The organism is Micromonospora sp. SCSIO 07396, from assembly GCF_053667945.1.
In genome coordinates, this window is the sequence record NZ_CM132210.1 from 652,501 (window position 1) to 675,419 (window position 22,919).

At 71.5% G+C, this 22,919-nt stretch carries 14 protein-coding genes and 2 rRNA genes (1 of these 16 running past the window's edge); 9 read left to right on the top strand and 7 right to left on the bottom strand.

What is annotated here, in order from left to right:
- Positions 1-2,495 (top strand): 23S ribosomal RNA (locus tag ACWCHM_RS03035) (it extends 616 nt beyond the left edge of the window).
- A 98-nt stretch (positions 2,496-2,593) separates the two neighbouring features.
- Positions 2,594-2,710 (top strand): 5S ribosomal RNA (gene rrf, locus ACWCHM_RS03040).
- Between the two features lie 224 nt (positions 2,711-2,934).
- On the opposite strand, the gene ACWCHM_RS03045 is transcribed toward rrf, so the two are convergent.
- Entirely contained in the window at positions 2,935-3,618 is a 684-nt protein-coding gene (locus ACWCHM_RS03045; RefSeq protein WP_204959596.1) for a hypothetical protein, read from the bottom strand.
- 70 nt (positions 3,619-3,688) lie between these two features.
- Here ACWCHM_RS03045 and ACWCHM_RS03050 point away from each other — a divergent pair, with 70 nt between their 5' ends.
- The 3 genes from ACWCHM_RS03050 to ACWCHM_RS03060 all read left to right on the top strand — a co-directional run bounded on the left by ACWCHM_RS03050 (position 3,689) and on the right by ACWCHM_RS03060 (position 8,198).
- Positions 3,689-6,307 (top strand): valine--tRNA ligase, encoded by a 2,619-nt coding sequence (locus tag ACWCHM_RS03050; RefSeq protein WP_454221440.1) that lies wholly within the window; start codon positions 3,689-3,691, stop codon positions 6,305-6,307.
- Positions 6,308-6,399: 92 nt separating this feature from the next.
- Positions 6,400-7,671, top strand: a complete 1,272-nt coding sequence (locus ACWCHM_RS03055) for a bifunctional folylpolyglutamate synthase/dihydrofolate synthase (protein WP_239485752.1) — start codon at positions 6,400-6,402, stop codon at positions 7,669-7,671.
- Positions 7,668-8,198 (top strand): DUF4233 domain-containing protein, encoded by a 531-nt coding sequence (locus ACWCHM_RS03060; protein WP_454221441.1) that lies wholly within the window; start codon positions 7,668-7,670, stop codon positions 8,196-8,198. Before ACWCHM_RS03055 ends, ACWCHM_RS03060 begins: the two co-directional genes overlap by 4 nt.
- A gap of 6 nt (positions 8,199-8,204) precedes the next feature.
- Here ACWCHM_RS03060 and ACWCHM_RS03065 read toward each other — a convergent pair whose 3' ends face one another.
- Positions 8,205-9,653: a VOC family protein gene (locus ACWCHM_RS03065; protein WP_454221442.1), complete on the bottom strand. Its 1,449-nt coding sequence runs from the start codon at positions 9,651-9,653 to the stop codon at positions 8,205-8,207.
- 141 nt (positions 9,654-9,794) lie between these two features.
- Here ACWCHM_RS03065 and ndk point away from each other — a divergent pair, with 141 nt between their 5' ends.
- Positions 9,795-10,220 (top strand): nucleoside-diphosphate kinase, encoded by a 426-nt coding sequence (gene ndk, locus ACWCHM_RS03070; RefSeq protein ID WP_204959591.1) that lies wholly within the window; start codon positions 9,795-9,797, stop codon positions 10,218-10,220.
- 58 nt (positions 10,221-10,278) lie between these two features.
- Here the strand turns inward: ndk and ACWCHM_RS03075 are convergent, their stop codons facing one another.
- On the bottom strand, positions 10,279-12,723 hold the full coding sequence (locus ACWCHM_RS03075) for a glycogen debranching N-terminal domain-containing protein (RefSeq protein ID WP_454221443.1): 2,445 nt from the start codon (positions 12,721-12,723) through the stop codon (positions 10,279-10,281).
- 140 nt (positions 12,724-12,863) lie between these two features.
- Between ACWCHM_RS03075 and ACWCHM_RS03080 the strand changes: the two genes are divergently transcribed.
- The gene (locus ACWCHM_RS03080) at positions 12,864-13,646 is read left to right on the top strand and encodes an alpha/beta fold hydrolase (protein ID WP_425848160.1); all 783 of its coding nucleotides are present in this window, start codon (positions 12,864-12,866) and stop codon (positions 13,644-13,646) included.
- Positions 13,647-13,656: 10 nt separating this feature from the next.
- On the opposite strand, the gene ACWCHM_RS03085 is transcribed toward ACWCHM_RS03080, so the two are convergent.
- From ACWCHM_RS03085 to ACWCHM_RS03095, 3 genes are read right to left on the bottom strand one after another with little or no spacing between them, the layout of a single operon-like run.
- Positions 13,657-14,445, bottom strand: coding sequence for an ABC transporter permease (locus tag ACWCHM_RS03085; protein WP_454221444.1), 789 nt, complete (start codon positions 14,443-14,445; stop codon positions 13,657-13,659).
- 10 nt (positions 14,446-14,455) lie between these two features.
- Positions 14,456-15,226 carry an ABC transporter permease gene (locus ACWCHM_RS03090; protein ID WP_454221445.1) on the bottom strand — a complete coding sequence of 257 codons (771 nt, stop codon included), beginning with the start codon at positions 15,224-15,226 and terminating at the stop codon, positions 14,456-14,458.
- Entirely contained in the window at positions 15,223-16,227 is a 1,005-nt protein-coding gene (locus ACWCHM_RS03095) for an ABC transporter ATP-binding protein (protein ID WP_454221446.1), read from the bottom strand. Before ACWCHM_RS03095 ends, ACWCHM_RS03090 begins: the two co-directional genes overlap by 4 nt.
- Before the next feature lie 320 nt (positions 16,228-16,547).
- Between ACWCHM_RS03095 and ileS the strand changes: the two genes are divergently transcribed.
- Positions 16,548-19,694: an isoleucine--tRNA ligase gene (gene ileS / locus ACWCHM_RS03100; protein WP_454221447.1), complete on the top strand. Its 3,147-nt coding sequence runs from the start codon at positions 16,548-16,550 to the stop codon at positions 19,692-19,694.
- Between the two features lie 149 nt (positions 19,695-19,843).
- Positions 19,844-20,554 (top strand): lysophospholipid acyltransferase family protein, encoded by a 711-nt coding sequence (locus ACWCHM_RS03105; protein ID WP_204959586.1) that lies wholly within the window; start codon positions 19,844-19,846, stop codon positions 20,552-20,554.
- A gap of 14 nt (positions 20,555-20,568) precedes the next feature.
- Here ACWCHM_RS03105 and ACWCHM_RS03110 read toward each other — a convergent pair whose 3' ends face one another.
- A complete protein-coding gene (locus ACWCHM_RS03110) occupies positions 20,569-22,734 on the bottom strand; it encodes a hypothetical protein (protein ID WP_454221448.1) in 2,166 nt (721 codons plus the stop codon).
- Positions 22,735-22,919 lie beyond the last annotated feature (185 nt).

Genomic DNA, 22,919 nt, shown 5'->3' on the forward strand with positions numbered 1-22,919 from the left:
CCGTCGGAGCCTTGCGGGGTGACGGCGTGCCTTTTGAAGAATGAGCCTGCGAGTTAGTGGCATGTGGCGAGGTTAACCCGTGTGGGGGAGCCGTAGCGAAAGCGAGTCTGAAGAGGGCGTTGTAGTCGCATGTTCTAGACCCGAAGCGGAGTGATCTAGCCATGGGCAGGCTGAAGCGCGGGTAAGACCGTGTGGAGGGCCGAACCCACCAACGTTGAAAAGTTGGGGGATGACCTGTGGTTAGGGGTGAAAGGCCAATCAAACTCCGTGATAGCTGGTTCTCCCCGAAATGCATTTAGGTGCAGCGTCGTGTGTTTCTTGCCGGAGGTAGAGCACTGGATGGTCTAGGGGGCCTACAAGCTTACCGAAATCAGCCAAACTCCGAATGCCGGTAAGTGAGAGCGCGGCAGTGAGACTGCGGGGGATAAGCTTCGTAGTCGAGAGGGAAACAGCCCAGATCACCAGCTAAGGCCCCTAAGCGTGTGCTAAGTGGAAAAGGATGTGGGGTCGCATAGACAACCAGGAGGTTGGCTTAGAAGCAGCCACCCTTTAAAGAGTGCGTAATAGCTCACTGGTCAAGTGGTTCCGCGCCGACAATGTAGCGGGGCTCAAGCACACCGCCGAAGCTGTGGCATTCACATGATACTTCGCATCTCCTTGATGGGGTGTGCAGGTGTGTGGATGGGTAGGGGAGCGTCGTGCCGGGGGTGAAGCAGCGGGGTGACCTAGTTGTGGACGCGGCACGAGTGAGAATGCAGGCATGAGTAGCGAAAGAAGGGTGAGAAACCCTTCCGCCGGATGACCAAGGGTTCCAGGGCCAGGCTAATCCGCCCTGGGTGAGTCGGGACCTAAGGCGAGGCCGAGAGGCGTAGTCGATGGACAACGGGTTGATATTCCCGTACCCGCGAAGGAGCGCCCGTGATGAACCTCGTTGTGCTAACCACCCAAACCAGCTGAGACCTTCGGGTTGAGGTTGGGGAGCGTGGGAACCTGGCGGGTAGTAGTCAAGCGATGGGGTGACGCAGGAAGGTAGCTGAGCCCGGCCGGTGGTTGTGCCGGGGTAAGCGTGTAGGCCGTGCCGTAGGCAAATCCGCGGTGCATTGAGGCTGAGACGTGATGCCGAGCCGATTCAGGTGAAGTCAGTGATCCTATGCTGCCGAGAAAAGCCTCTAGCGAGTTTCGAGCGGCCCGTACCCCAAACCGACACAGGTGGTCAGGTAGAGAATACCGAGGCGATCGGGCGAACTGTGGTTAAGGAACTCGGCAAATTGCCCCCGTAACTTAGGGAGAAGGGGGGCCGGAGACGTGAAGCCCCGTGCGGGTGGAGCGTTGTATGGCCGCAGAGAGCAGGGGGAAGCGACTGTTTACTAAAAACACAGGTCCATGCGAAGAAGTAATTCGATGTATATGGACTGACGCCTGCCCGGTGCTGGAACGTTAAGGGGACCTGTTAGCTCTTTCGGGGGCGAAGCGGAGAACTTAAGCGCCAGTAAACGGCGGTGGTAACTATAACCATCCTAAGGTAGCGAAATTCCTTGTCGGGTAAGTTCCGACCTGCACGAATGGCGTAACGACTTCCCCACTGTCTCAACCACAGGCCCGGCGAAATTGCAGTACGAGTAAAGATGCTCGTTACGCGCGGCAGGACGGAAAGACCCCGGGACCTTTACTATAGCTTGACATTGGTATCTGAATGGGCTTGTGTAGGATAGGTGGGAGCCGGTGAAACCTGTACGCCAGTATGGGTGGAGGCAATCTTGAAATACCACTCTGGTTGATTCGGGTATCTAACTTCGGACCGTTATCCGGTTCAGGGACAGTGTCTGGTGGGTAGTTTAACTGGGGCGGTTGCCTCCTAAAGGGTAACGGAGGCGCCCAAAGGTTCCCTCAGCCTGGTTGGCAATCAGGTGTTGAGTGCAAGTGCACAAGGGGGCTTGACTGTGAGACTGACAGGTCGAGCAGGGACGAAAGTCGGGACTAGTGATCCGGCACTTGCGTGTGGAAGCGGTGTCGCTCAACGGATAAAAGGTACCCCGGGGATAACAGGCTGATCTTCCCCAAGAGTCCATATCGACGGGATGGTTTGGCACCTCGATGTCGGCTCGTCGCATCCTGGGGCTGTAGCAGGTCCCAAGGGTTGGGCTGTTCGCCCATTAAAGCGGTACGCGAGCTGGGTTTAGAACGTCGTGAGACAGTTCGGTCCCTATCCGCCGTGCGCGTAGGATACTTGAGAAGGGCTGTCCCTAGTACGAGAGGACCGGGACGGACGAACCTCTGGTGTGCCAGTTGTCCCGCCAGGGGCACGGCTGGTTAGCTACGTTCGGAAGGGATAACCGCTGAAAGCATCTAAGCGGGAAGCCTGCTTCAAGATGAGGTATCCCACCCACCTTTGGTGGGGTAAGGCCCCCAGCTAGACGACTGGGTTGATAGGCCGGAAATGTAAGCTCGGTAACGGGTTGAGTTGACCGGTACTAATAGGCCGAGGACTTGATAACAAGGCTGCTACGCGTCCACTGTGCAACTCTGAACAAACACCGAACAACCCCCCACACGCGTGTGTGGGTGTGTGTGTTGTTTGATATGTTCATAGTGTTACGGCGGTCATGGCGGAGGGGAAACGCCCGGTTACATTCCGAACCCGGAAGCTAAGCCCTCCAGCGCCGATGGTACTGCACTCGGGAGGGTGTGGGAGAGTAGGACACCGCCGGACAATCTTTCGGTCGAGGCCGGCCCCGTGAACGGGGCCGGCCTCGACTGCTGTCCGCACCCATTCACCCGCGACAGCCCCTCCAGCTGCGTCGAGGCCAGTCGAGGCCACATCCCGGGATGACCGTCCGCCCCGACGCCCAGGAAGCCACCCGGGTACCGGTGGTTGCGGGCATCGGCGGCTGGCATAGCGCAACACAGCACACGCAGCGGAGCGCCGGGGGAGGGTCAGTCCCGGGTCTGGATGCCCTCGCGGAGCTGGCGGAAGAGGCCGGCCGAATCGTCGACGGGACGGTTGGCGAACATGCCCATCGCCACGCTGCCGTGGTCGGCCCAGCCGCAGATCGCGAAGTCGCCGCCGTCGCCGCTGGTCCGTCCACACTTCATCACGCCGCCGTACTTCCCGGCGGGCACCGTACGGACGTCGGTCACCCGGCCGGTTTCGTCGGCCATCAACCGGAACAGGCTGTCCAGTTCGCGTTCCGGCTGCCAGAGCAGGGTGGTGCCACCGAAGAACAGCACCACCCGCTTCTCGTCGGCCGGGTCGCGGTAGACCGTACCGATGCTGCGGTCCAGGTCGATGTCGGCGGCGAATCCACTGCGCAGGTAGTCGGCGGTGCTGCGGGCCCGTTCGGAGTCGTCGCGGGTGAGACCGGCGAGGTGTGCCGGTGCATCCATCCGGACGGCCTTCTCCTGGGCGATGCGCCAGCCCGCGACGCCGAGCGCGGCGGCACCGGCGAGGCCGGCCACGAGAGCGACCGTCAGCGCGATCCGCCGGCGTCGGGACACCAGGCCCCGCCCCTGCGGGTCCTGCTCCGGGTCGTGGGTGCTCAACCGGATCGGCTCGTCGGTCAGCTCGACCGGTTCGGGACCCTCGATGAGCTGACGCTCGGTGAGATGTGCGTCGGACATGTTCGCCACCGTACGCGAATGACCGGTGGTGCACGTCGGGTCCGCCGAAGCGCTCCGTAGACTTTCACGGGTGACCGAGAGACTGGATGCCCGACGCCCCGACGCCCCGACCCTTGCCGGCCAGTACCAGCCCGGCGAGGTAGAGCAGCGACGGTACGAGCAGTGGGTAGCCGCCGGCCACTTCCGGGCGTCGGCGCAGAGTGACAAGCCTCCGTTCACCATCGTGATCCCCCCGCCGAACGTCACGGGTGTGCTGCACATGGGCCACGCCCTGGACCACACCGTCCAGGACTCGCTGGTGCGCCGCAAGCGGATGCAGGGGTACGAGGCGCTCTGGCTGCCCGGCACGGACCACGCCGGCATCGCCACCCAGAACGTGGTGGAGCGGCAGCTCGCCGGCCAGGGGCTGTCCCGGCACGACCTCGGCCGGGAGCAGTTCGTCGAGCGGGTCTGGCAGTGGAAGGCCGAGTCCGGCGGGGCGATCCTCGGCCAGATGCGCCGACTCGGCGACTCGGTCGACTGGGACCGGGAACGCTTCACCATGGACGAGGGCCTGTCCCGGGCCGTGCAGACCATGTTCAAGAAGCTCTACGACGACGGCCTGATCTACCGGGCCAACCGGATCATCAACTGGTGTCCGCGCTGCCTGACCGCCCTGTCGGACATCGAGGTGGAGCACACCGACGACGAGGGTGAGCTGGTCTCGATCCGGTACAGCGACGACGTCGTGGTCGCCACCACCCGGGCCGAGACGATGCTCGGGGACACCGCCGTGGCCGTGCACCCCGACGACGAGCGCTACCGGCACCTGATCGGCACCACGGTGGAGGTGCCGTTGACCGGCCGGCACATCCCGATCGTCGCCGACGAGCACGTCGACCCGGCGTTCGGCACCGGCATGGTCAAGGTCACCCCGGCACACGACCCCAACGACTTCGAGATCGGCCAGCGGCACGACCTGCCCGCCCTGACGATCATGGACGAGCGGGGCGTCATCACCGCGCCCGGCCCGTTCCAGGGCCTGGACCGCTACGAGGCCCGCCCGGCGATCGTGGCGGCGCTGCGCGAGCAGGGCCGGGTGGTGGCCGAGAAGCGGCCGTACGTGCATGCGGTGGGGCACTGCTCCCGGTGTCGTACCACGGTCGAGCCGCGGCTGTCGTTGCAGTGGTTCGTCAACACCGCCCCGCTGGCCAAGGCGGCCGGCGACGCGGTGCGCGACGGCCGGGTGACGATCGAGCCGGCCGAGCTGGCCAAGCGCTACTTCGCCTGGGTCGACAACATGCACGACTGGTGCATCTCCCGGCAGCTGTGGTGGGGCCACCGCATCCCCGTCTGGTACGGCCCGGCCGGCGAGATCGTCTGCGTCGGCCCGGACGAGACGCCCCCCACCGGCGAGGGCTGGCAGCAGGACGAGGACGTCCTGGACACCTGGTTCTCCAGCGGCCTGTGGCCGTTCTCCACCCTCGGCTGGCCGGAGCAGACCCCGGACCTGGCCAAGTTCTATCCGACCAGCGTGCTGGTCACCGGCTACGACATCCTCTTCTTCTGGGTCGCCCGGATGATGATGTTCGGCCTGTACGCGATGGACGGCCGGCAGCCGTTCGACACGGTCGCCCTGCACGGCATGGTCCGCGACCAGTACGGCAAGAAGATGTCGAAGTCGTTCGGCAACGTGGTCGACCCCCTGGACTGGGTCGACCGGTACGGGGCCGACGCGACCCGGTTCACCCTGGCCCGGGGCGCGAACCCGGGCGGGGACGTGCCGGTCAGCGAGGAGTGGTGCCAGGGCTCCCGCAACTTCTGCAACAAGCTATGGAACGCCACCCGGTTCGCGCTGCTCAACGGCGCACACACCACCGGTCCGCTGCCGGCCGCCGACCAGTTCTCCACCGTCGACCGGTGGATCCTGTCCCGGCTGGCGCACGTCACCGCCGAGGTGGACGAGCAGTTCGAGGCGTACGAGTTCGCGAAGGTGTGCGACCTGCTCTACCACTTCGCCTGGGACGACGTCTGCGACTGGTACGTGGAGCTGGGCAAGCCGGTGCTCGCCGCCGGCGGGCCGGCCGCCGACGCCACCCGCCGGGTGCTCGGGCACGTGCTGGACCAGTTGCTGCGGCTGCTGCATCCGGTGATCCCGTTCGTCACCGAGGAACTGTGGACCGCGCTCACCGGGGGCGAGACGGTGATGACGGCGGCCTGGCCGGTCGCCGACCGTACGCTGATGGACGACGCCGCGGAGCGCGAGGTCGGCACCGTCCAGCGGGTGGTGACCGAGATCCGGCGGTTCCGCTCCGACCAGGGGCTGCGGCCCACCCAGCGGGTGGCCGCCCGACTGGACGGGCTGGCCGGGGCGGGCATCGCGACGCACGAGCCGCTGATCCGGTCGCTGGCCCGGCTGGACGCCCCGGCCGACGACTTCCAGGCCAGCGCCACCCTCGCCATGCCCGGCGAGGTCAGCGTGGCGCTGGACACCCGGGGGTCGATCGACGTGGCCGCCGAACGGGCCCGGCTCACCAAGGACCGGGCGGCCGCCGGGAAGGAGGTCGCGCAGGCCCGCGCGAAGCTCGACAACCCGGCGTTCGTCGGCAAGGCGCCCGAGCCGGTGGTCGCCAAGATCCGTGACCGGCTGGCGGTCGCCGAGGCCGACCTGGTCCGCATCGACGCCGCTCTGGAGGCGCTTCCGTCGTGACCGACCGTACCGACAAGCCCGGCCGGTCCGGCGGGGAGCGCGATGAGTTCGCCGCCGTCGACGCGGAGTTGACGGCGCGCGGGTTCACCCGCATGCACTTCTCGCTGGACCGCATCGAGTCGCTGCTCGACCTGCTCGGCAGCCCGCAGCGGGCGTACCCGTCCATCCACCTGACCGGGACGAACGGCAAGACGTCCACGGCCCGGATGATCGATTCGCTGTTGCGGGCCTTCGGGCTGCACACCGGCCGCTACACCAGCCCGCACCTGGAGACCGTCCGGGAGCGGATCAGCCTGGACGGGGAGCCGGTCGACGAGGCCCGCTTCGTCGCCACGTACCGCGAGGTGAAGCCGCTGGCCGACCTGGTCGACCAGCGGTCCGCCGAGCCGCTCACCTACTTCGACCTGACCACCGCGTTGGCGTTCGCCACGTTCGCCGACGCGCCTGTCGACGTGGCGGTGGTGGAGGTGGGTCTGGGCGGTGCCGAGGACGCCACCAACGTGCTCCAGGCCGGGGTGGCCGTGCTCACCCCGATCGGGCTGGACCACACCGAGTGGCTGGGCGACACCCTGGAGGACATCGCCCTGCACAAGGCCGGCATCATCCACTCCGGCGCGACGGTCATCGCCGCCGCGCAGGAGGAGGAGGCGGCCCGGCCGATCCTGGAACGGTGCGCCGAGGTCGGCGCGACCGTCGCCCGGGAGGGCGCGGAGTTCGGGGTGCTGCGCCGGGCGGTCGCCGTCGGCGGCCAGGTGCTGACCCTCCAGGGGCTCGGCGGGGTGTACGACGAGGTGTTCCTCCCGCTGCACGGCGCGCACCAGGCGCAGAACGCGGCGGTGGCGCTGGCCGCCGTCGAGGCGTTCCTCGGGGCCGGGGCGAAGCGGCAGCTCGACGTCGAGGCCGTCCGGGAGGGGTTCGCCGCGACCAGTTCCCCGGGCCGGCTGGAGAAGGTGCGCAACGCCCCGACGGTGCTGCTGGACGGGGCGCACAACCCGCACGGGATGGCCGCCACGGTCACCGCGCTCCAGGAGGAGTTCGCGTTCAGCAAGCTGGTCGGGGTGCTCGCCGTGCTCGGCGACAAGGACGCCGCCGGCCTGCTGGAACTGCTGGAACCGGTGCTCGACTCACTCGTCGTCACCCGCAACAGCTCACCCCGGGCGATGCCCGCCGAGGAGTTGGCCGGGCTGGCCCGGGAGGTCTTCGGGCCGGACCGGGTGCAGGTGGCCGACTCGATGCCGGACGCCATCGAGGCGGCCGTCGCCGAGGCCGAGTACGACGTCCCCGGGGAACTGGCCGGGGTGGGGGTGCTGGTCACCGGTTCGGTGGTGACGGTGGCCGACGCCCGACGGCTGCTCAAGCGATGACCGGCCCGACCCCGGGTGGCCCACGCCGGGACCGCGCCCCTGCCGACCAACCGGAGCCGGCCGGGAGTGCCGGCCGGGCCGACAGCGCCGGAGCGCCCGACCGCACCGCCCCGGCGCAGGACACGGGCCCGCAGGACACCGGATCGGCGCAGGACACCGGCCCGGCCGAGGGCAGTGGCCCGGCTGGGCGGCGTTCGGGGCTGCGTAATCCCGAGGCGGCCGTCCGGGGGCTCGGGGCCGGGACGCTCGGCCTGGAGGCGCTGGTGCTGCTGCTGGCGATCCAGCCGATCCGGCTGGTCGGCGGGCACTTCGGCGGGGCGGCGATCGCGGCCACCGTGGCGCTGGCCGTGGCGGCGGTCCTGCTGGCCGGCCTGATGCGCCGCCGGTGGGCCTGGTCGGCGGGCACCGTGTTGCAGGGGCTGCTGCTGCTCGCCGGCCTGCTGCACTGGTCGCTGTTCGGACTCGGGATCATCTTCGCCCTGGTCTGGGCGTACGCGTTGCACGTGCGGCGGGTCATCCTCGGCTGAGCCGGGTCACGCCTCGGCGCGTTCCCGCCACTGGGTCAGCGCGATGCCGTGCCCGTCCGGGTCCCGGAAGGCGGCGGCCCACACCTCCAGCCTGGTGCCCCGGTTGACCACCCGGGGCGCGTAGGTGAACCGGACGCCGGTGTCCTTGAGCCGCCGGTACGCCGTCTCGATGTCGTCGACCTCCAGGTTGACGTGGACCAGCCGGCGGCTTATCGGGGCGGCCCCGGTCACCTCGCGCAGCACCAGCCGGGTCTGCCCGGAGGCGAGCACCGCGTTGCCGGCACCCCGGTCGAACTCCTCGAAGCCCAGGTCCCGGTAGAAGTCCAGCGAGCGGGACAGGTCGGTGACCAGCAGGGTCAGCCCGACGCCGCTGATCGGGCCGGCCGCATCGTCGCCCCCGGCGGTCGCGGCGGCCGGGTCGTACCCGAAGATCGCCTCGTCCAGGTCGGGGTCGAGCCGGCCGTCGCCGGTGGTGGTGGGGGCGTCCAGCGGGACGTCGACCGGGTCGAGAATCGGCGCGTCGAACCGTTCCTCGGCGGGCGGCCGGGGGGCGGGCGCGGCGGTGGCCGTCCCGGCGGCGGTGCCGGCAGCGGCCGAGGCGGTGCCGGCGGTGGCTGCCGAAGCGGTGGCTGCCGAAGCGGTGCCGGCGGTGGTGGGGGCGGTGGCCCGGCGGGGGAGTTGGCCGGCCGTGGGCTGCTCCACCAGAGTGCCCTCCAGCACCACCGGGCCGCCCGGCCGCTGGTGCACCACCACCGGCTCCCGCTCGTCGTCGGTCAGCACCTCGACGTCGTCGCGCAGCGGCTCGGCCCGGACCGGGTCCGGGTGCGGCGACTCCGGGCGCAGCGGCTCGGCCCGGACCGGGTCGGCGGGCGGCGGCTCGCGCAGGTCGTCCCGGAACTCGTCGTGGAAGTCGTCGTCGGCCGTCCGGCCCGCCCACGGCGGGGCCTCCTGCTGGATCAGCATGTCGTCGAGCGGCTCGGCGTCGGCGTACTCCGGGGGCAGGTCGGTCACGCCCGTGGCGGCCTCGGTGTGGGTCGGCACCTCGTCCCAGAGGACGCGGACGTGCCGCTGGTCGTCCAGGGCCACCCGGATCGGCAGGGTCTGCCCCAGTGACGGCCATTTCGCCACCGGCACCCGGGGTTCGATGATCTTCTTGGACCGGGGCGGCAGGCCCGGCGCGTCGATCACCAACTGGAGTTCGCACCGGCCGAAGGCGTACTGGGTGGGGGGTTCGGAGGCGCTGTGTACGTGGCCGACGCCGACCACCCAGGTGCGTCCGCCGCCGCGCACGGTGCCCAGGGCGACGGCGAGCACGACCAGGGCCACCCCCAGCGCGACGATGGCCCAGCTGGTCATGCCCAGCCCGAACAGGACGACGAAGGCCGCCACGGTGCCGAGCACCACGGCGATCAGCTTGCGTACCGGCGCGATGGTGCGGTTCCCGCCATTCGCCACAGTGGACCTCCCAGGGGTCAGAGCCAGGCTAGGCCGCGCGGCGACCGAGGGAAAGAGCAGCCGCCGCGCCGGTGCCGGGACCGGGTCGCTAGGCTGACCGTACCCAGCCGAACCGCCTTGTGCGCACAGGAGGAACCCAGCGTGTCCAGCAGCAGCGCGGATGAGCGCACCCTCGTACTGATCAAGCCCGACGCGGTGCGCCGTGGCCTGGTCGGCGAGATCGTCTCCCGCTTCGAGCGCAAGGGCCTGCGGATCGACGCGCTGGAGATCCGGACGCTGGACGGCGGATTCGCCGACCAGCACTACGCCGAGCACGTGGACAAGCCGTTCTACCCGCCGCTGAAGACGTTCATGACCAGCGGGCCGCTGGTGTCGCTGGTGCTCTCCGGCGACCAGGTGATCGAGGTGGTCCGGGCGATGATCGGCAGCACCGATGGGCGGAAGGCAGCCGCCGGCACGATCCGGGGCGACCTGTCGCTGTCCAACCGGGAGAACCTGGTGCACGCCTCGGACTCCACCGACAGTGCCAAGCGCGAGATCGCCCTGTGGTTCCCCGCCCTGGGCTGAGCCCGCGCTGACCCGGGCGGATGCCACCGGCCGACCGGGTCGTGGGGCGCGGGGGAGGTCAGGGGACGGGGCGGTCGCGGAACGGGCGGCCCCGGCCGAGCGCGTCGGCGTACCCCCAGCGGCCCTTGATGTCGAGCAGTTCGATCTCGCCCAGTTCCTCGGGGACGGCGGCGTCGACGGCGAGATGGTCCTCGTACGGTTCGAGTCCGAGCAGCGCGCGCAGCAGCATCAGGGGCGCCCCGGCCGACGGCGCGTACGGGCTGTCGGTGAACCCGTGCGGGACGGGGACGTGGGTGGTGGCCCGGTCGTAGCCGGTGAGGTACGCCGGCAGCCGGCCCTGGAAGTGCCGGGCGGCGTCGAGCAGCCCGGTGGCGACCCGGGCGGCCTGCGCCCGGAACCCGGCCCGGCGCAGCCCCCAGGCGATCAGCGAGTTCTCCCAGGGCCAGACCGCGCCGGTGTGGTGGCCCAGCGGGTTGTAGTCGGCCGCCGTACTGGCCAGGGTGCGGATGCCCCAGCCGGAGTACAGCGCCGGGGACATCAGGTGCGCCACCAGCTGCTCGGCGCGGTGCGGGGCGACGATGCCGGTGCACAGCAGTTGCCCCATGTTGGACGTGAGGGAGTCCAGCGGGACGCCGTCGAGCTGCACCGCCACCGCGTAGTGGCCCCGGTCGGGCAGCCAGAAGTCCCGGTCGAACCGGTCCCGCAGCCGGGCGGCGTCGCGTTCGAGCCGGTCGGCCCAGGCGGGGTCGTCCCAGAACCGGCGGGCCATCCGGGCGGCCCGACGGCGGGCCTCGAAGGCGTACCCCTGGATCTCGCAGATCGCCAGCGGGTAGGTGGGTGGGCGGCCGTCGTCGAAGCAGATCGCGTCGGCGGAGTTGCGCCAGCTCTCGTTCTGCGGCCCGGTGCGGGTCGGGTGCTGGGTGGACCAGACATAGCCGCTGCCGGCCCGGTCCGCGTCGCGTTCGAGCCAGCCGATGGCGGCCCGGATCTCGAACTCGAACCGGCGTACCAGGTCCGCGTCGCCGGTCCAGCGTTCGTACTCGTCGAGCAGGATGACGAAGGCGGCGGTGGTGTCGACCGCGCTGAAGCTGGCCGACTCCGGGGTGTCGTTGAACGCACCGGAGTCGCCGTACCGGCTCTCCTGGACGATCTTGCCGGGTTGTTCGCCGCGGAACGGGTCGTGCCGGACGCCCTGGCTCAGCGCCAGGATACGCAGCGTGTTGACCGCCCGTTCGGGCATGAAGGGGAGCGCCTGGAAGCTGCTGACCAGGCTCTCCCGGCCGAGCAGCGCCATCGACCAGGGCAGTCCGGTGGCGGGCAGCGCGGTCTGGAAGTTCAGCCCGGGGTAGTGCAGCGCGGCCAGGTCGCGTACGCCGTACTCGTACGCCTGCTGGAGCGGTTTGTGGTCGGCGCGCAGCCGGGGCACCCCGGCGGTGCGGGCGGCGATCTCCCGGCCCCGCTGGTGCCCGCTGCGGCCCACCGAACTGGTCAGCCGTTCCCGTAGGTCACGGCGGTGCAGGTCGCGTAGCAGGGCCAGCACCCGCAGCCGGGTGGACCAGGAGCCGTGGGGTTCGACGGTGACCGTCCAGGTCAGGCCGTGCTGGTCGAGCGCGGCCGGGGTGCTGGCGGTGATCACCGTCTCCCGGTGCAGGCCGGCCCGCCGGTAGTGCAGCCGTAGCGCGTCGTCGGCGACGGTGGCGGTCACCGGTCGGGCCCGCTTGAAGCCGTCGCGGACCTCCAGCACCTCGGCGAAGTCCGCGCCGACGTCGAGTCGGACGACGTAGCGCACCGGTTCCGGCGCGTAGTTGAACAGGGTGATCTCTTCCTCGTACTCCGGACCGACCCAGCGGTGCCGCAGCACGGAGGTGGTGGCGTTGACGTAGTGGGTGGGTTCGCCGGGGACCAGCCCGAACTTCGCCTCGTAGGTGGCGACGTCGTCGACGGAGAGCACCGAGAGGGATTCGCTGTTGATGGTCAGCCGCCAGGTGGACAGGAACCGGGTGTCGAAGGAGAAGAGCCCGAGCGGGGAGGTCGGCGCGGCCGACACATTCCCGTTCCTCTCGCTGATCATGAAAATGTTGCCGGCGAAGACGCTGGTGACCTCGTTCAGCCCGACGACGCCGGTGGCGGTGTGGGGGGCCAGCTCGGCGGCGGGTTCGGTGCCGACGCTGTCGGCGTCGACCGGCAGCAGCCGCCGGAAGGTGAACAGCAGCGCCAGGTCGCCGGCGACCGAGATGTCGCCGCGCAGCAGCATCGACACCAGGTTGTCCCGACCGGCCAGCAGCCGGGCGAACGCCTCCGGCCGAACCTCCACCGTGCAGTCGGGGTGTTCGCCGGTGCGGGTGACCCGGGTCTGTGCACCGGCGAGCCGGACGAACCAGGTGGCGGTCTCGCCGCCCTCGGCGACGACGTCGAAGCGGAGCAGTCCGCTGGGGGCGACGGGCAACCGGCCCCGGCCGTCGGCGGCCAGGGCGGCGAAGAACTCGTCGATCCGCCCGTCCACGGCCCGCTCCCGTCCCACCGCTGCGCCACCCGAAAAGGTCCAGGTGTGCCAAAAGGAACAATACGCCGTGCCCTGTCCGACCGGGCGCGCTTAAGTGGAAGGACGCCACTACCTGCGAAAACACCGGGGAGGGTTCGACGATGGACGGGCAGACTGCCGCCGGGATGCGGTACTGGACGTACGGGCACGGCAGGCGGAGCACCTTCCTGCTGGTGCACGGCTGGTGCTGCGACCACGACTTCATGGCACCCCTGGCCCGGCACCTGGCCACCCGCCAGGACCGGGTGATCGCCGTCGACATGCCGGGCCACGGGGCCAGCCCGCCCCCGGCCGACGGCTACGCGGTCACCGCGATGGCCGGTCACCTGCGGGCCTTCGCCGCCGCGCTCGACCTGCGCCGGGTCTTCGTGATCGGGCACAGCCTGGGCGGGGTCTGGTCGCTGCAGGCCGCCGCCGGGGACCGGGACCGGTTCACCCGGCTGGGGCTGCTCGACTCCGCGGTGGCCGGGGCACCCGGTTCCGCCGCCGCGATCGCCCAGGTGGCGGCGTCGCTGCGGGAGGACACCTCGGGCGCGGTCCGGGAGTCGATCGTCAGGTCGTACTTCCCGCCGTACTCCGACCCGCGCCTGGTGGAGCGGGTGGTGGCGGCCACCGCCCGCCCGTCGACCGAGGTGGCGTACGCGCCGATCGCCGGGCTGGCCGACTGGATCGCCGCCGAGCAGGACGTGGCCGCCCTGCGCCGCTGGGACCGCCCGCTGCTCTTCGTGGGCAGCAACGCCCCGTTCGCCGACTACGCCCGGCTGGCCGAACTCGCCCCGCAGGCGTTCATCGGGCAGACCGTGGGTTCCGGGCACTTCGTGCAGCTCCAGGTGCCGGCGCAGGTCGACGCGATGGTCGACCGCTACCTGGAGGTCACCGGCTAGCGCCGCCGGCTCAGAGGGTGTCCAGCGAGGCGCGGCGACGGGACTCCGCCTCGAAGACCCGCAGCAGCCCGGCCGCCAACACGGCGTAGCCGACCCCGACGGCCAGCTCCGCGCCGATCGCCGGCAGGACGTCGCCCAGCGGAGCGCCGCCGGCCAGCCGCCGGGCCGCGTCGGCGGCATGGGTGATCGGCAGCACCGCGCCCACCGCACGGATGCCCGCCGGCAGGTCGTCGGCCGGCACGTTCACCCCGGTTAACAGCAGCAGCAGCGCCACCGCCACGTTCGAGATCAGGAAGACGTCCCGGAAGCGCAACCCCAGCGCGCCCAGGGTCAGGCCGAAGAAACCGCAGGCCAGCGAGGCGGTGGCCAGCGCCAGCAGCAGGCCGGGCAGGGCGGTGGCCGGGACCCGCAGGCCGAGCAGGAGCGCGGCCACGGTGAGCGTGCTCGCCGCGATCAGCAGGCCGTTGCCGGCGTACGGCAGCACCCGGCCGAGGAAGATGGCAGTGCGGCTGCGCGGGGAGAGCAGCACGTGCCCCAGGGTGCCGAAACGCCGCTCGTTGGCCACCGCCATGGTGCCGCCGTAGACGCAGGCCAGCGCGGCGGTGAGCACCGCGTTGCCGACGATGTAGAACCGGTCGTCGGCGACCCCGAACTCCCGCCCCAGGTAGGCGAAGAAGAAGAGCTGGAACAGCGGGCCCACCAGCAGGGTGCCCACGAAGATCGACGGGGTGGTCCAGTTGAACAGGGCCCGGTAGGCGATGACCCCGCCCACCCCGACCAGCCGCAGCAGCGCGCCCACCGGTGCCTCCTCAGGCCAGGGCCAGGGTCGCGGTGACCCGGGCCCGGCGCTCGACGTACGTCATCAGGGCCCAGCCGGCGGCCAGGCAGGCCAGGCTGATCGCCAGGCAGACGCCCAGCGCCGGCCAGACCGGCCCGCCGGACGCCGCCTCGTGCACCGCGCGGGCACCCCAGGTGGTCGGCAGCACCGCGGCGACCGGCCCGGTCCAGCCGGGCAGCGCGGTGACCGGCACGAGCATCCCGGAGACCAGCCAGATCGGGTACTCCAGCATGTTCGCCAGCGCGTTGGCGTGCCGCAGCAGCACGAAGCTGGACGCCAGCAGCAGGCCGAACATGCCCAGCCCGGCGATGCAACCGGCCACCGCCACCGGGAAGGCCACCGGGTGGGCGAAGTCGAGCGGGATGCCGTAGAGCAGCCGGCCCCAGGCCAGGGTGGCGAGCATCGCGTAGGTGCCGGTGACGCCGGTGGCCAGGGTGACCGGCAGCAGCACCAGCGCCGGCGGCCGGGGCGCCAACATGATCATTTCCAGGGTGCCCTGCCAGCGCTGGTTCTGGATCGCCCCGCCGGAGCCGAACAGCACCGTCGACCAGACCCCCATCAGGCCCGCGCCGACCGCCGCCTCCAGCAACCGGTCCGGCTCACCGCCGGCGCGGAACAGGTAGACCGCCAGGGTCGCCTGCACCACCGGCACGATCAACGCGATGGCGATCTCGAACGGGGAACGGCTGAGCTGCTTGACGTGCAGCAGCGCGCCGACCGCGATCATCCGTACGGTGTTCACGCCGGCACCGGCCCGGGCACCGGCGTCGTCGCCCGGTTGACGATCGCCACGTACGCGTCCTCCAGGGTGGGCTGCCGGGCGGTCACCCGGCCCAGCCGTACCCCGCCCAGCTCCCGCAGCACGTCGGCCTGCACGTCCACCCTCGCGTCGGACTGCACCCCGAGCAGCTGCGCCGCCCCGTGCACCGCCAGGCTCACCTCGCGTACGCCCGGCCGGGCCCGGATGGCGGCCAGCTGCCCGTCGGTCACCCCGTACGCCTCCACCTCCAGCACCCGCCGGCCGTCGGCGTGGTGGCGTAGCTCGGCGGGGGTGCCCAGGGCCTGGATCCGGCCGCCCGCGATCACCGCGATCCGGCCGCACAACTCGTCGGCCTCGGCCATGTAGTGCGTGGTCAGCAGCACGGTGGTGCCGGTGGCGGCCAGGTCGGCGACGGTCTGCCGCAGCTCCCGGGCGGCCACCGGGTCGACCCCGATCGACGGCTCGTCGAGGAACAGCACCCGGGGCCGGTGCAGCAGCCCCCGGGCGATGTGCAGCCGCTGGCGCATCCCCCGGGAGTAGCCCTCGACCCGGTCGTCCTCCCGGCCGGTCAACCGGACCAGCTCGAACAGCTCCGCGATCCGACGCTTCTGCTCCCGGCCCGGTACGCCGTACAACTCGGCGAAGTAGCGCAGGTTGTCCCGGGCGGAGAGCCGGTCGTAGAGGCCCCGGTCGCCGCCGAAGACGTACCCGATGCGCCGGCGCACCTCCCGGGTCTGCCGGACCACGTCGAAGCCGCAGATCCTCGCCTCGCCCCCGGTCGGGACGAGCAGGGTGTTGAGCAGCTTGATGGTGGTGGTCTTGCCGGCGCCGTTCGGGCCGAGCAGGCCGAACAGCTCACCGTGGCCCACCGCGAGGTCGACCCCGGCGACGGCGTGCACCTCCCGGCGCTGCGGTCGTAACCAGCCGGTCCGGCTGCGGTAGCTGCGGTGCAGCCCCACCGCCTCGATCGCGTGCTCACCCATGGCCGCGAATCTATGGGTCGGCCGGGCCCGCCGCACCCCCGTTACTCGGCGGCGGCGACCCGCACCGGTCGAGTATCCTTGCCGGTACAGGCTTCGACCCGGCCATCACCGGTGAGCCTCCGGAAGAAAGGGCCCCGAGGGCCCGACTAGAACCGGACGGGGCGGCCCGTCACAGCCGACCAACGAGCGGGCGGTCGATCCTGACCGTCAAGCGGGGTGGTACCGCGGGCCCGGCCCGGGGCGTCGACGACGGCGTGCCGGCACAGGGCTCGTCCTCGCAGACCACGACTGAGTGAGCTGCCAGAGGAGAGCGACCCCCGATGGGCTATCCGTTGCACGACCCGACCGCCGCCGGCGTCCCGGCGAGCCCGGACCTGCCCGCGGTCGAGCGCCGTGTCCTGGAGCACTGGAGCGCCGACCACACCTTCGAGGCCTCGGTGGCGGCCCGGCCGGCCGGCGACGACGGCAAGAACGAGTACGTCTTCTACGACGGCCCGCCGTTCGCCAACGGCCTGCCGCACTACGGCCACCTGTTCACCGGGTACGTCAAGGACGTGGTGCCGCGCTACCAGACCATGCGCGGCCGGCACGTCGAGCGGCGCTTCGGCTGGGACTGCCACGGCCTGCCCGCCGAGGTGGTGGCCGAGAAGCAGCTCGGCATCACCAGCAAGGCGGAGATCCTCGACCTCGGGGTGGCCCGGTTCAACGAGGCGTGCCGCTCCTCGGTGCTGGAGTTCACCCAGGACTGGGAACGGTACGTCACCCGGCAGGCCCGCTGGGTCGACTTCACCAACGACTACAAGACCCTCGACCTGGACTACATGGAAAGCGTCATGTGGGCCTTCAAGACCCTGCACGACAAGGGCCTGGTCTACGAGGGCTTCCGGGTGTTGGCGTACTGCTGGCGGTGCGAGACGCCGCTGTCGAACACCGAGACCCGGATGGACGACGTCTACCGCGACCGGCACGACCCGACCCTGTCGGTGTGGTTCACCCTCACCCCCGACGAGAACGCCCCGGAGCTGCTGCGCGGGCCGGTGCGGCTGGGCGTGTGGACCACCACGCCGTGGACCCTGCCGTCCAACCTGGCGCTCGCCGTCGGCCCCGACATCGAGTACGCGGTGCTCGACCGCGACGGGGAACGGTTCGTCGTCGGCGCGGCCCGGCTCGGCGCGTACGCCAAGGAGCTGGAAGGTTACGAGCAGGTCGGCACCGTGTACGGCCGGGACCTGGTCGGCCGCCGCTACACCCCGCTCTACGACTTCCTCGTCGAGCAGGCCGGGGAGAACGCCTACCAGGTGCTCGGCGCGGAGTTCGTCACGACCGAGGACGGCACCGGGATCGTGCACCTGGCCCCGGCCTTCGGCGAGGACGACCAGAACGTCTGCAACGCCGCCGGCATCCCCACCATCGTCACCGTGGACGACCACACCCGGTTCACCGCGCTGGTCCCGCCCTACCAGGGCGAGCAGGTCTTCGACGTCAACAAGCCGGTGATCCGGGAGCTCAAGGAGCGGGGGGTGGTGTTGAAGCAGGACACCTACACCCACTCGTACCCGCACTGCTGGCGCTGCGACACCCCGCTGGTCTACAAGGCGGTGTCGTCGTGGTTCGTCGCGGTGACGCAGTTCCGGGACCGGATGGTCGAGCTGAACCAGCAGATCAACTGGACGCCCGGCCACATCAAGGACGGCTCGTTCGGCAAGTGGCTGGCCAACGCCCGGGACTGGTCGATCAGCCGCAACCGGTTCTGGGGCTCCCCGATCCCGGCCTGGAAGTCCGACGACCCGAACTACCCGCGGGTCGACGTGTACGGCTCGCTGGCCGAGATCGAGCGGGACTTCGGCGTACGCCTGACCGACCTGCACCGGCCGGCCGTGGACGACCTGACCCGCCCCAACCCGGACGACCCGACCGGGCGCTCGACGATGCGTCGGGTGCCGGAGGTGCTGGACTGCTGGTTCGAGTCCGGGTCGATGCCGTTCGCCCAGGTGCACTACCCGTTCGAGAACGCGGACTGGTTCGAGCACCACTACCCGGGCGACTTCATCGTCGAGTACATCGGGCAGACCCGGGGCTGGTTCTACACCATGCACGTGCTGGCCACCGCGCTGTTCGACCGGCCGGCGTTCCGCAACTGCCTCAGCCATGGCATCCTGCTCGGCTCCGACGGGCGCAAGATGTCCAAGAGCCTGCGCAACTACCCGGACGTCTACCACGTCTTCGACGCGTACGGCTCGGACGCGATGCGCTGGATGCTGATGTCCTCGCCGGTGCTGCGCGGCGGCGACATGGCGGTCACCGAACCGGCGATCCGCGACGCCGTCCGGCAGGTGCTGCTGCCGCTGTGGAACGTCTGGTACTTCTTCTCGCTCTACGCCAACGCCGACGGGCACACCGCCCGGCGGCGGGTGGACAGCACGCACCTGCTCGACCGGTACGTGCTGGCCAAGACCCGCGAGCTGGTGGAGACCGTCGGCACGCAGATGGACGCGTACGACATCTCCGGGGCGTGCGCCTCCGTCCGGTCCTACCTCGACGCGCTGACCAACTGGTACGTGCGGCGCTCCCGGGACCGGTTCTGGTCGGGTGACGCCGACGCGTTCGACACCCTGTGGACGGTGCTGGAGACGCTCTGCCGGGTGGTGGCGCCGCTGGCCCCGCTGACCGCCGAGGAGATCTGGCGCGGGCTGACCGGCGAGCGGTCGGTGCACCTGACCGACTGGCCGTCGGCGCAGGATCTGCCCGCCGACCACGACCTGGTCGCGGCGATGGACGCCACCCGGGACGTCTGCTCGGCGGCGCTGTCGCTGCGCAAGGCCAAGGGGCTGCGGGTCCGGCTGCCGCTGCCGAAGCTGACCGTGGCCTCCCCGGTCGCCGACCAGCTCCGGCCGTTCGCCGACCTGGTCGCCGACGAGGTCAACGTCAAGGAGGTGGCGTTCTCGGCGGAGGTCGCCAGCTACTGCCAGCAGGTGCTGACGGTGGTGCCCCGGGCGCTCGGCCCCCGGGTCGGCAAGCAGGTGCAGCAGGTGATCAGGGCGGTCAAGGCGGGGGAGTGGGAGCTGCGCGACGGCGCTCCGGTCGCCGCCGGGGTCACCCTCGCCGAGGGCGAGTACGAGCTGCGGCTGGTCGCCGCCGACGCCGAGCACTCCGCGCCGCTGCCCGGTGGTGAGGGCGTGGTGGTGCTCGACACCGAGGTCACCCCGGAACTGGCCGCCGAGGGGCTGGCCCGGGACGTGGTCCGGGTGGTGCAGCAGGCCCGTCGGGATGCCGACCTGGACATCTCCGACCGGATCGTGGTGTCGGTGGCGGCCTCCGAGCAGGTCCGGGCGGCGGTGTCGGCGTACACCGGGTTCGTGGCCCGGGAGGTGCTGGCCGACACGGTGGACTTCGCCGACGGCGTCGACGGCTTCACCGGTGAGGTCGGCGACGGCGAGCGGGTGACGGTGACCGTCCGCCCGGTGTGAGGTCGTCGGTGGGTCCCGGCCCGACGGCCGGGACCCACCGATCACCCGCGCCATCCAGCAGGCGGACGCGCGTGCACCCGTTGGGTCGTACGGGCGTCCGTCCGCTACCGTGACACCGCCTGTTTCACCGTACGACCGCCGGAGGACCCGTGCCGCTGCTCTACACCATCGGCAAGCTCACCGTGGGACCCGCGATGCGGCTGGCGTTCCGCCCGGTCGTGGAGGGCCTGGAGCACATTCCGGCGACCGGCGGCGCGATCTTCGCGGGCAACCACCTCTCCGTCGCCGACGAGTTGCTGCTCGGCACCGTCGTTCCCCGGCACCTCGCCTTCTGGGCCAAGTCGGAGTACTTCACCGGCACCGGCCCGAAGGGTGCGCTGTCCAAGTTCGTGCTCACCGGCCTCGGTGCCATCCCGGTCGAGCGGGCCGGTGGCCGGGCCGCGCTGTCCGCGTTCGACGCGGCCATCCCCGCGCTGCGCGGCGGGGACCTGGTCGCCGTCTATCCCGAGGGGACCCGGTCGCCCGACGGCCGGCTCTACCGGGGACGGACCGGTACCGCCCGGCTGGCGGTGGCGGCCGGGGTGCCGGTGATCCCGGTCGGGGTGACCGGCACCGACAAGGTCCAGCCGATCGGCACCCGGATTCCCCGCCCCGGCAAGGCGAAGATCGTCATCCGGTTCGGCAAGCCGCTGGATTTCACCGGCCGCGGCGACGACCGCACCTCGCTGCGGGAGATGACCGACGAGATGATGGCCGAGATCCAGAAGCTCACCGGCCAGGAGTACGTCCCCCGGTACGCTCCCCGCCGTGCCGAGCCCACCTCGGGCGGTACGTCCACCGCCGGCAGCGCCCCGGCCTGACCGCCCGCCCCGACTCAGCCCTGCTTCGGGGTGACGATCTGGGCGCGCATCGTGGCGAGCAGCCGGGCGCTGTCGTCCACCGACAGCCTGGTGAACACCCCGGTGGCGCTGCTGCCGTAGTCCACCGAGGTGCAGACCACCACGTCGGTGCCCTCGGACGACCCGGTGGCGCAGCGCTCGTACCGGCCCCGGACGCCGCTGTCGACAGGTTGGGGCGTACCCAGGCCGAAGGTGTCGGTCAACCGCACCATCGCCTCGTCCGCGTCTGACTCCGGCCGGAGCCGGAAGCCGGTGTCCCCGAAGACGGTCACCCGTTTGCCGTCGGAGGTGCTGTAGACCCCGGCGTAGACGTCCTCGGCGAGCAGGTTCGCCTTGCGTACCTCGGCCTTGAGCTTGTCGACCTCGCCGCCGGAGTCCGACCGCAGGGTCAGGTCGGCCACCTGGACGGGCAGGGCGGCGTCGGCCGGGTACTGCTCCCAGGCCGGCCTGCCGAACCAGGCGGGACAGCCGCAGCAGCAGGCCAGGCTGAGCAGCAGCACCCAGGGCCAGCGTCGCCGCTTGCGGCGGACGTACCCCTTGGGTGGCCGGTTGGGCGGTGGCTGCGGCGGCGGGGCGGGCGGCTGCGGGCGGACCCGCCGCTGCTTCGGCGGGCGGGGCGACGCGGGCGGCGGAGGCGGCGGTGACGCCGGGCGGGCCGACGGGGGCGACACCGGGCGGGCCGGCGGCGGGGGTGCCGGCCGTGCGGCGGGCACCGGCGTGACCGGGTACGGCCGGGTCGGCGAGGGCGTGGCCGGGGCGGTCGGTGCCGCCGACGGGTACGGCGTCGCCGGGCTGTGCTGGCGTGGCGGGGTCGGCGTGTGCTGCTGCGGCGGGGTGGGCTGGTACGGCGGGACCGCCGCGGCGGCAGGCGGCTGGTCACCGGCTGCCGGGTAGGGGCGGGTCGGTGGCGGCGGGGCGTACGGCAGCGGCGTCAGCTCCGGATGGTGCACGTCCCAGCCACCGGTGTCGGCACCCGCCCACGGGTCGACAGGGGTGCGGTGCTCGGGCAGCTCCGGTGGCGGTGGCGGGGGCGGTGGAAGCGGGACGAACTCGACCGACTCACCCCACCCGGGTCGGCGTGGCGGTGGCGCGGGCACGGCGGCGGAGCCGCTCCACCGGGGCACCGCCGGCTCCTCCAGCGTCTGGTCGGGGCGCTGCCCGCCCGGGTGCTCGATCCGGGTGGCGTCCGGCCGCTGCGCCACCGGGGTGTCGTCGGGATGCCGATCGATGCGCGTGGGGTCGGGGTGCTGCCCGCCCGGGTGCTCCACCCGGGTGGCGTCGGGCCGGTGCGGTGCTCCGGGCGGGGTGATCCGGCCCGGAACGGCGGCCGACCCCCGCACCGGGGTGACCGGGCCGGGTGCGACCCCCCGTGCCGGACCAGCCGACTCCACCGGATCGGCGGACCCGGCTGGTGGAACGGGCCAGGCCGGGCTGAACTGGCCTGCCGGGCTGACCTGGCCTGCCGGGCTGGTCGGGTCCCCGGGGTCGGTCGGATCCTCGGGGCCGGTCTGCTCCGGCATGTTGCCCGGTTCCGGCAGACCGGACTGCGCGGTGGGGCTGCCGGGTGCCGGCGGGTCGGGTTGCCCGGCAGGCGCGGCCGGTTCGGCGGGCGGTAGCGGCTCTGCCGGCCCGGCCTGCTCATCCTGTGCGTCCGGGCCCCCCTGCGTGGCCGGGTCGTCCTGGTCGGCGGGGTCGTCCTGCGTCGCGGGGTCGTCCTGCTCGGTCGCGTCGTCCTGCGTCGCCGGGCCGTCCTGTGCGGCGGTCGGGTCGTCCTGCCCGGTGGGGGCGCTCGGGGCAGGCGCGTCGTCCTGTCCGGTCGGGCCGCTCTGCGTCACCGGGTCGACCTGCGTGGCCGGTTTGTCCTGTTCGGCCGGGGTTTCCGGCGCGGCGGTGGCATCGACGGGCGCGGCGGTGGCGGTGGCGTCACCGGCCGGCGGCGCGGGGTCGGCCGGGGGAGCCGGAACGGGCTCACCGGCCGGCGTCGCCGGTTCGGCGGGGCCGCCGGACGGCGGTACGGGGAGGTCGGCCGGACCGGTGGCGACCACCGGACCCTGCTGCCGACCCGGGACGGGGGCGTCCCCGTCGGCCGGCCGGTCTGCTCCCGGCTGCGGCTCCGGCATCGCGGCAATCTCCTCTCGCACCGGCTTGCGAGGTTAGTACCGGGCTGCCACCTCGACCAATCGGCCGCCCTCGGCCCCCGCCGACCGGGAAGCCTCGCACAGCCGGCCCGGGGACCTGCGGGTGCGGTCTCCGCCGTCCGACCGGCCGGACGGCGGAGCGGGCGGGACGGTGGGTGACGGAGCGGGCAGGTCGGCGGTGCGGCGAG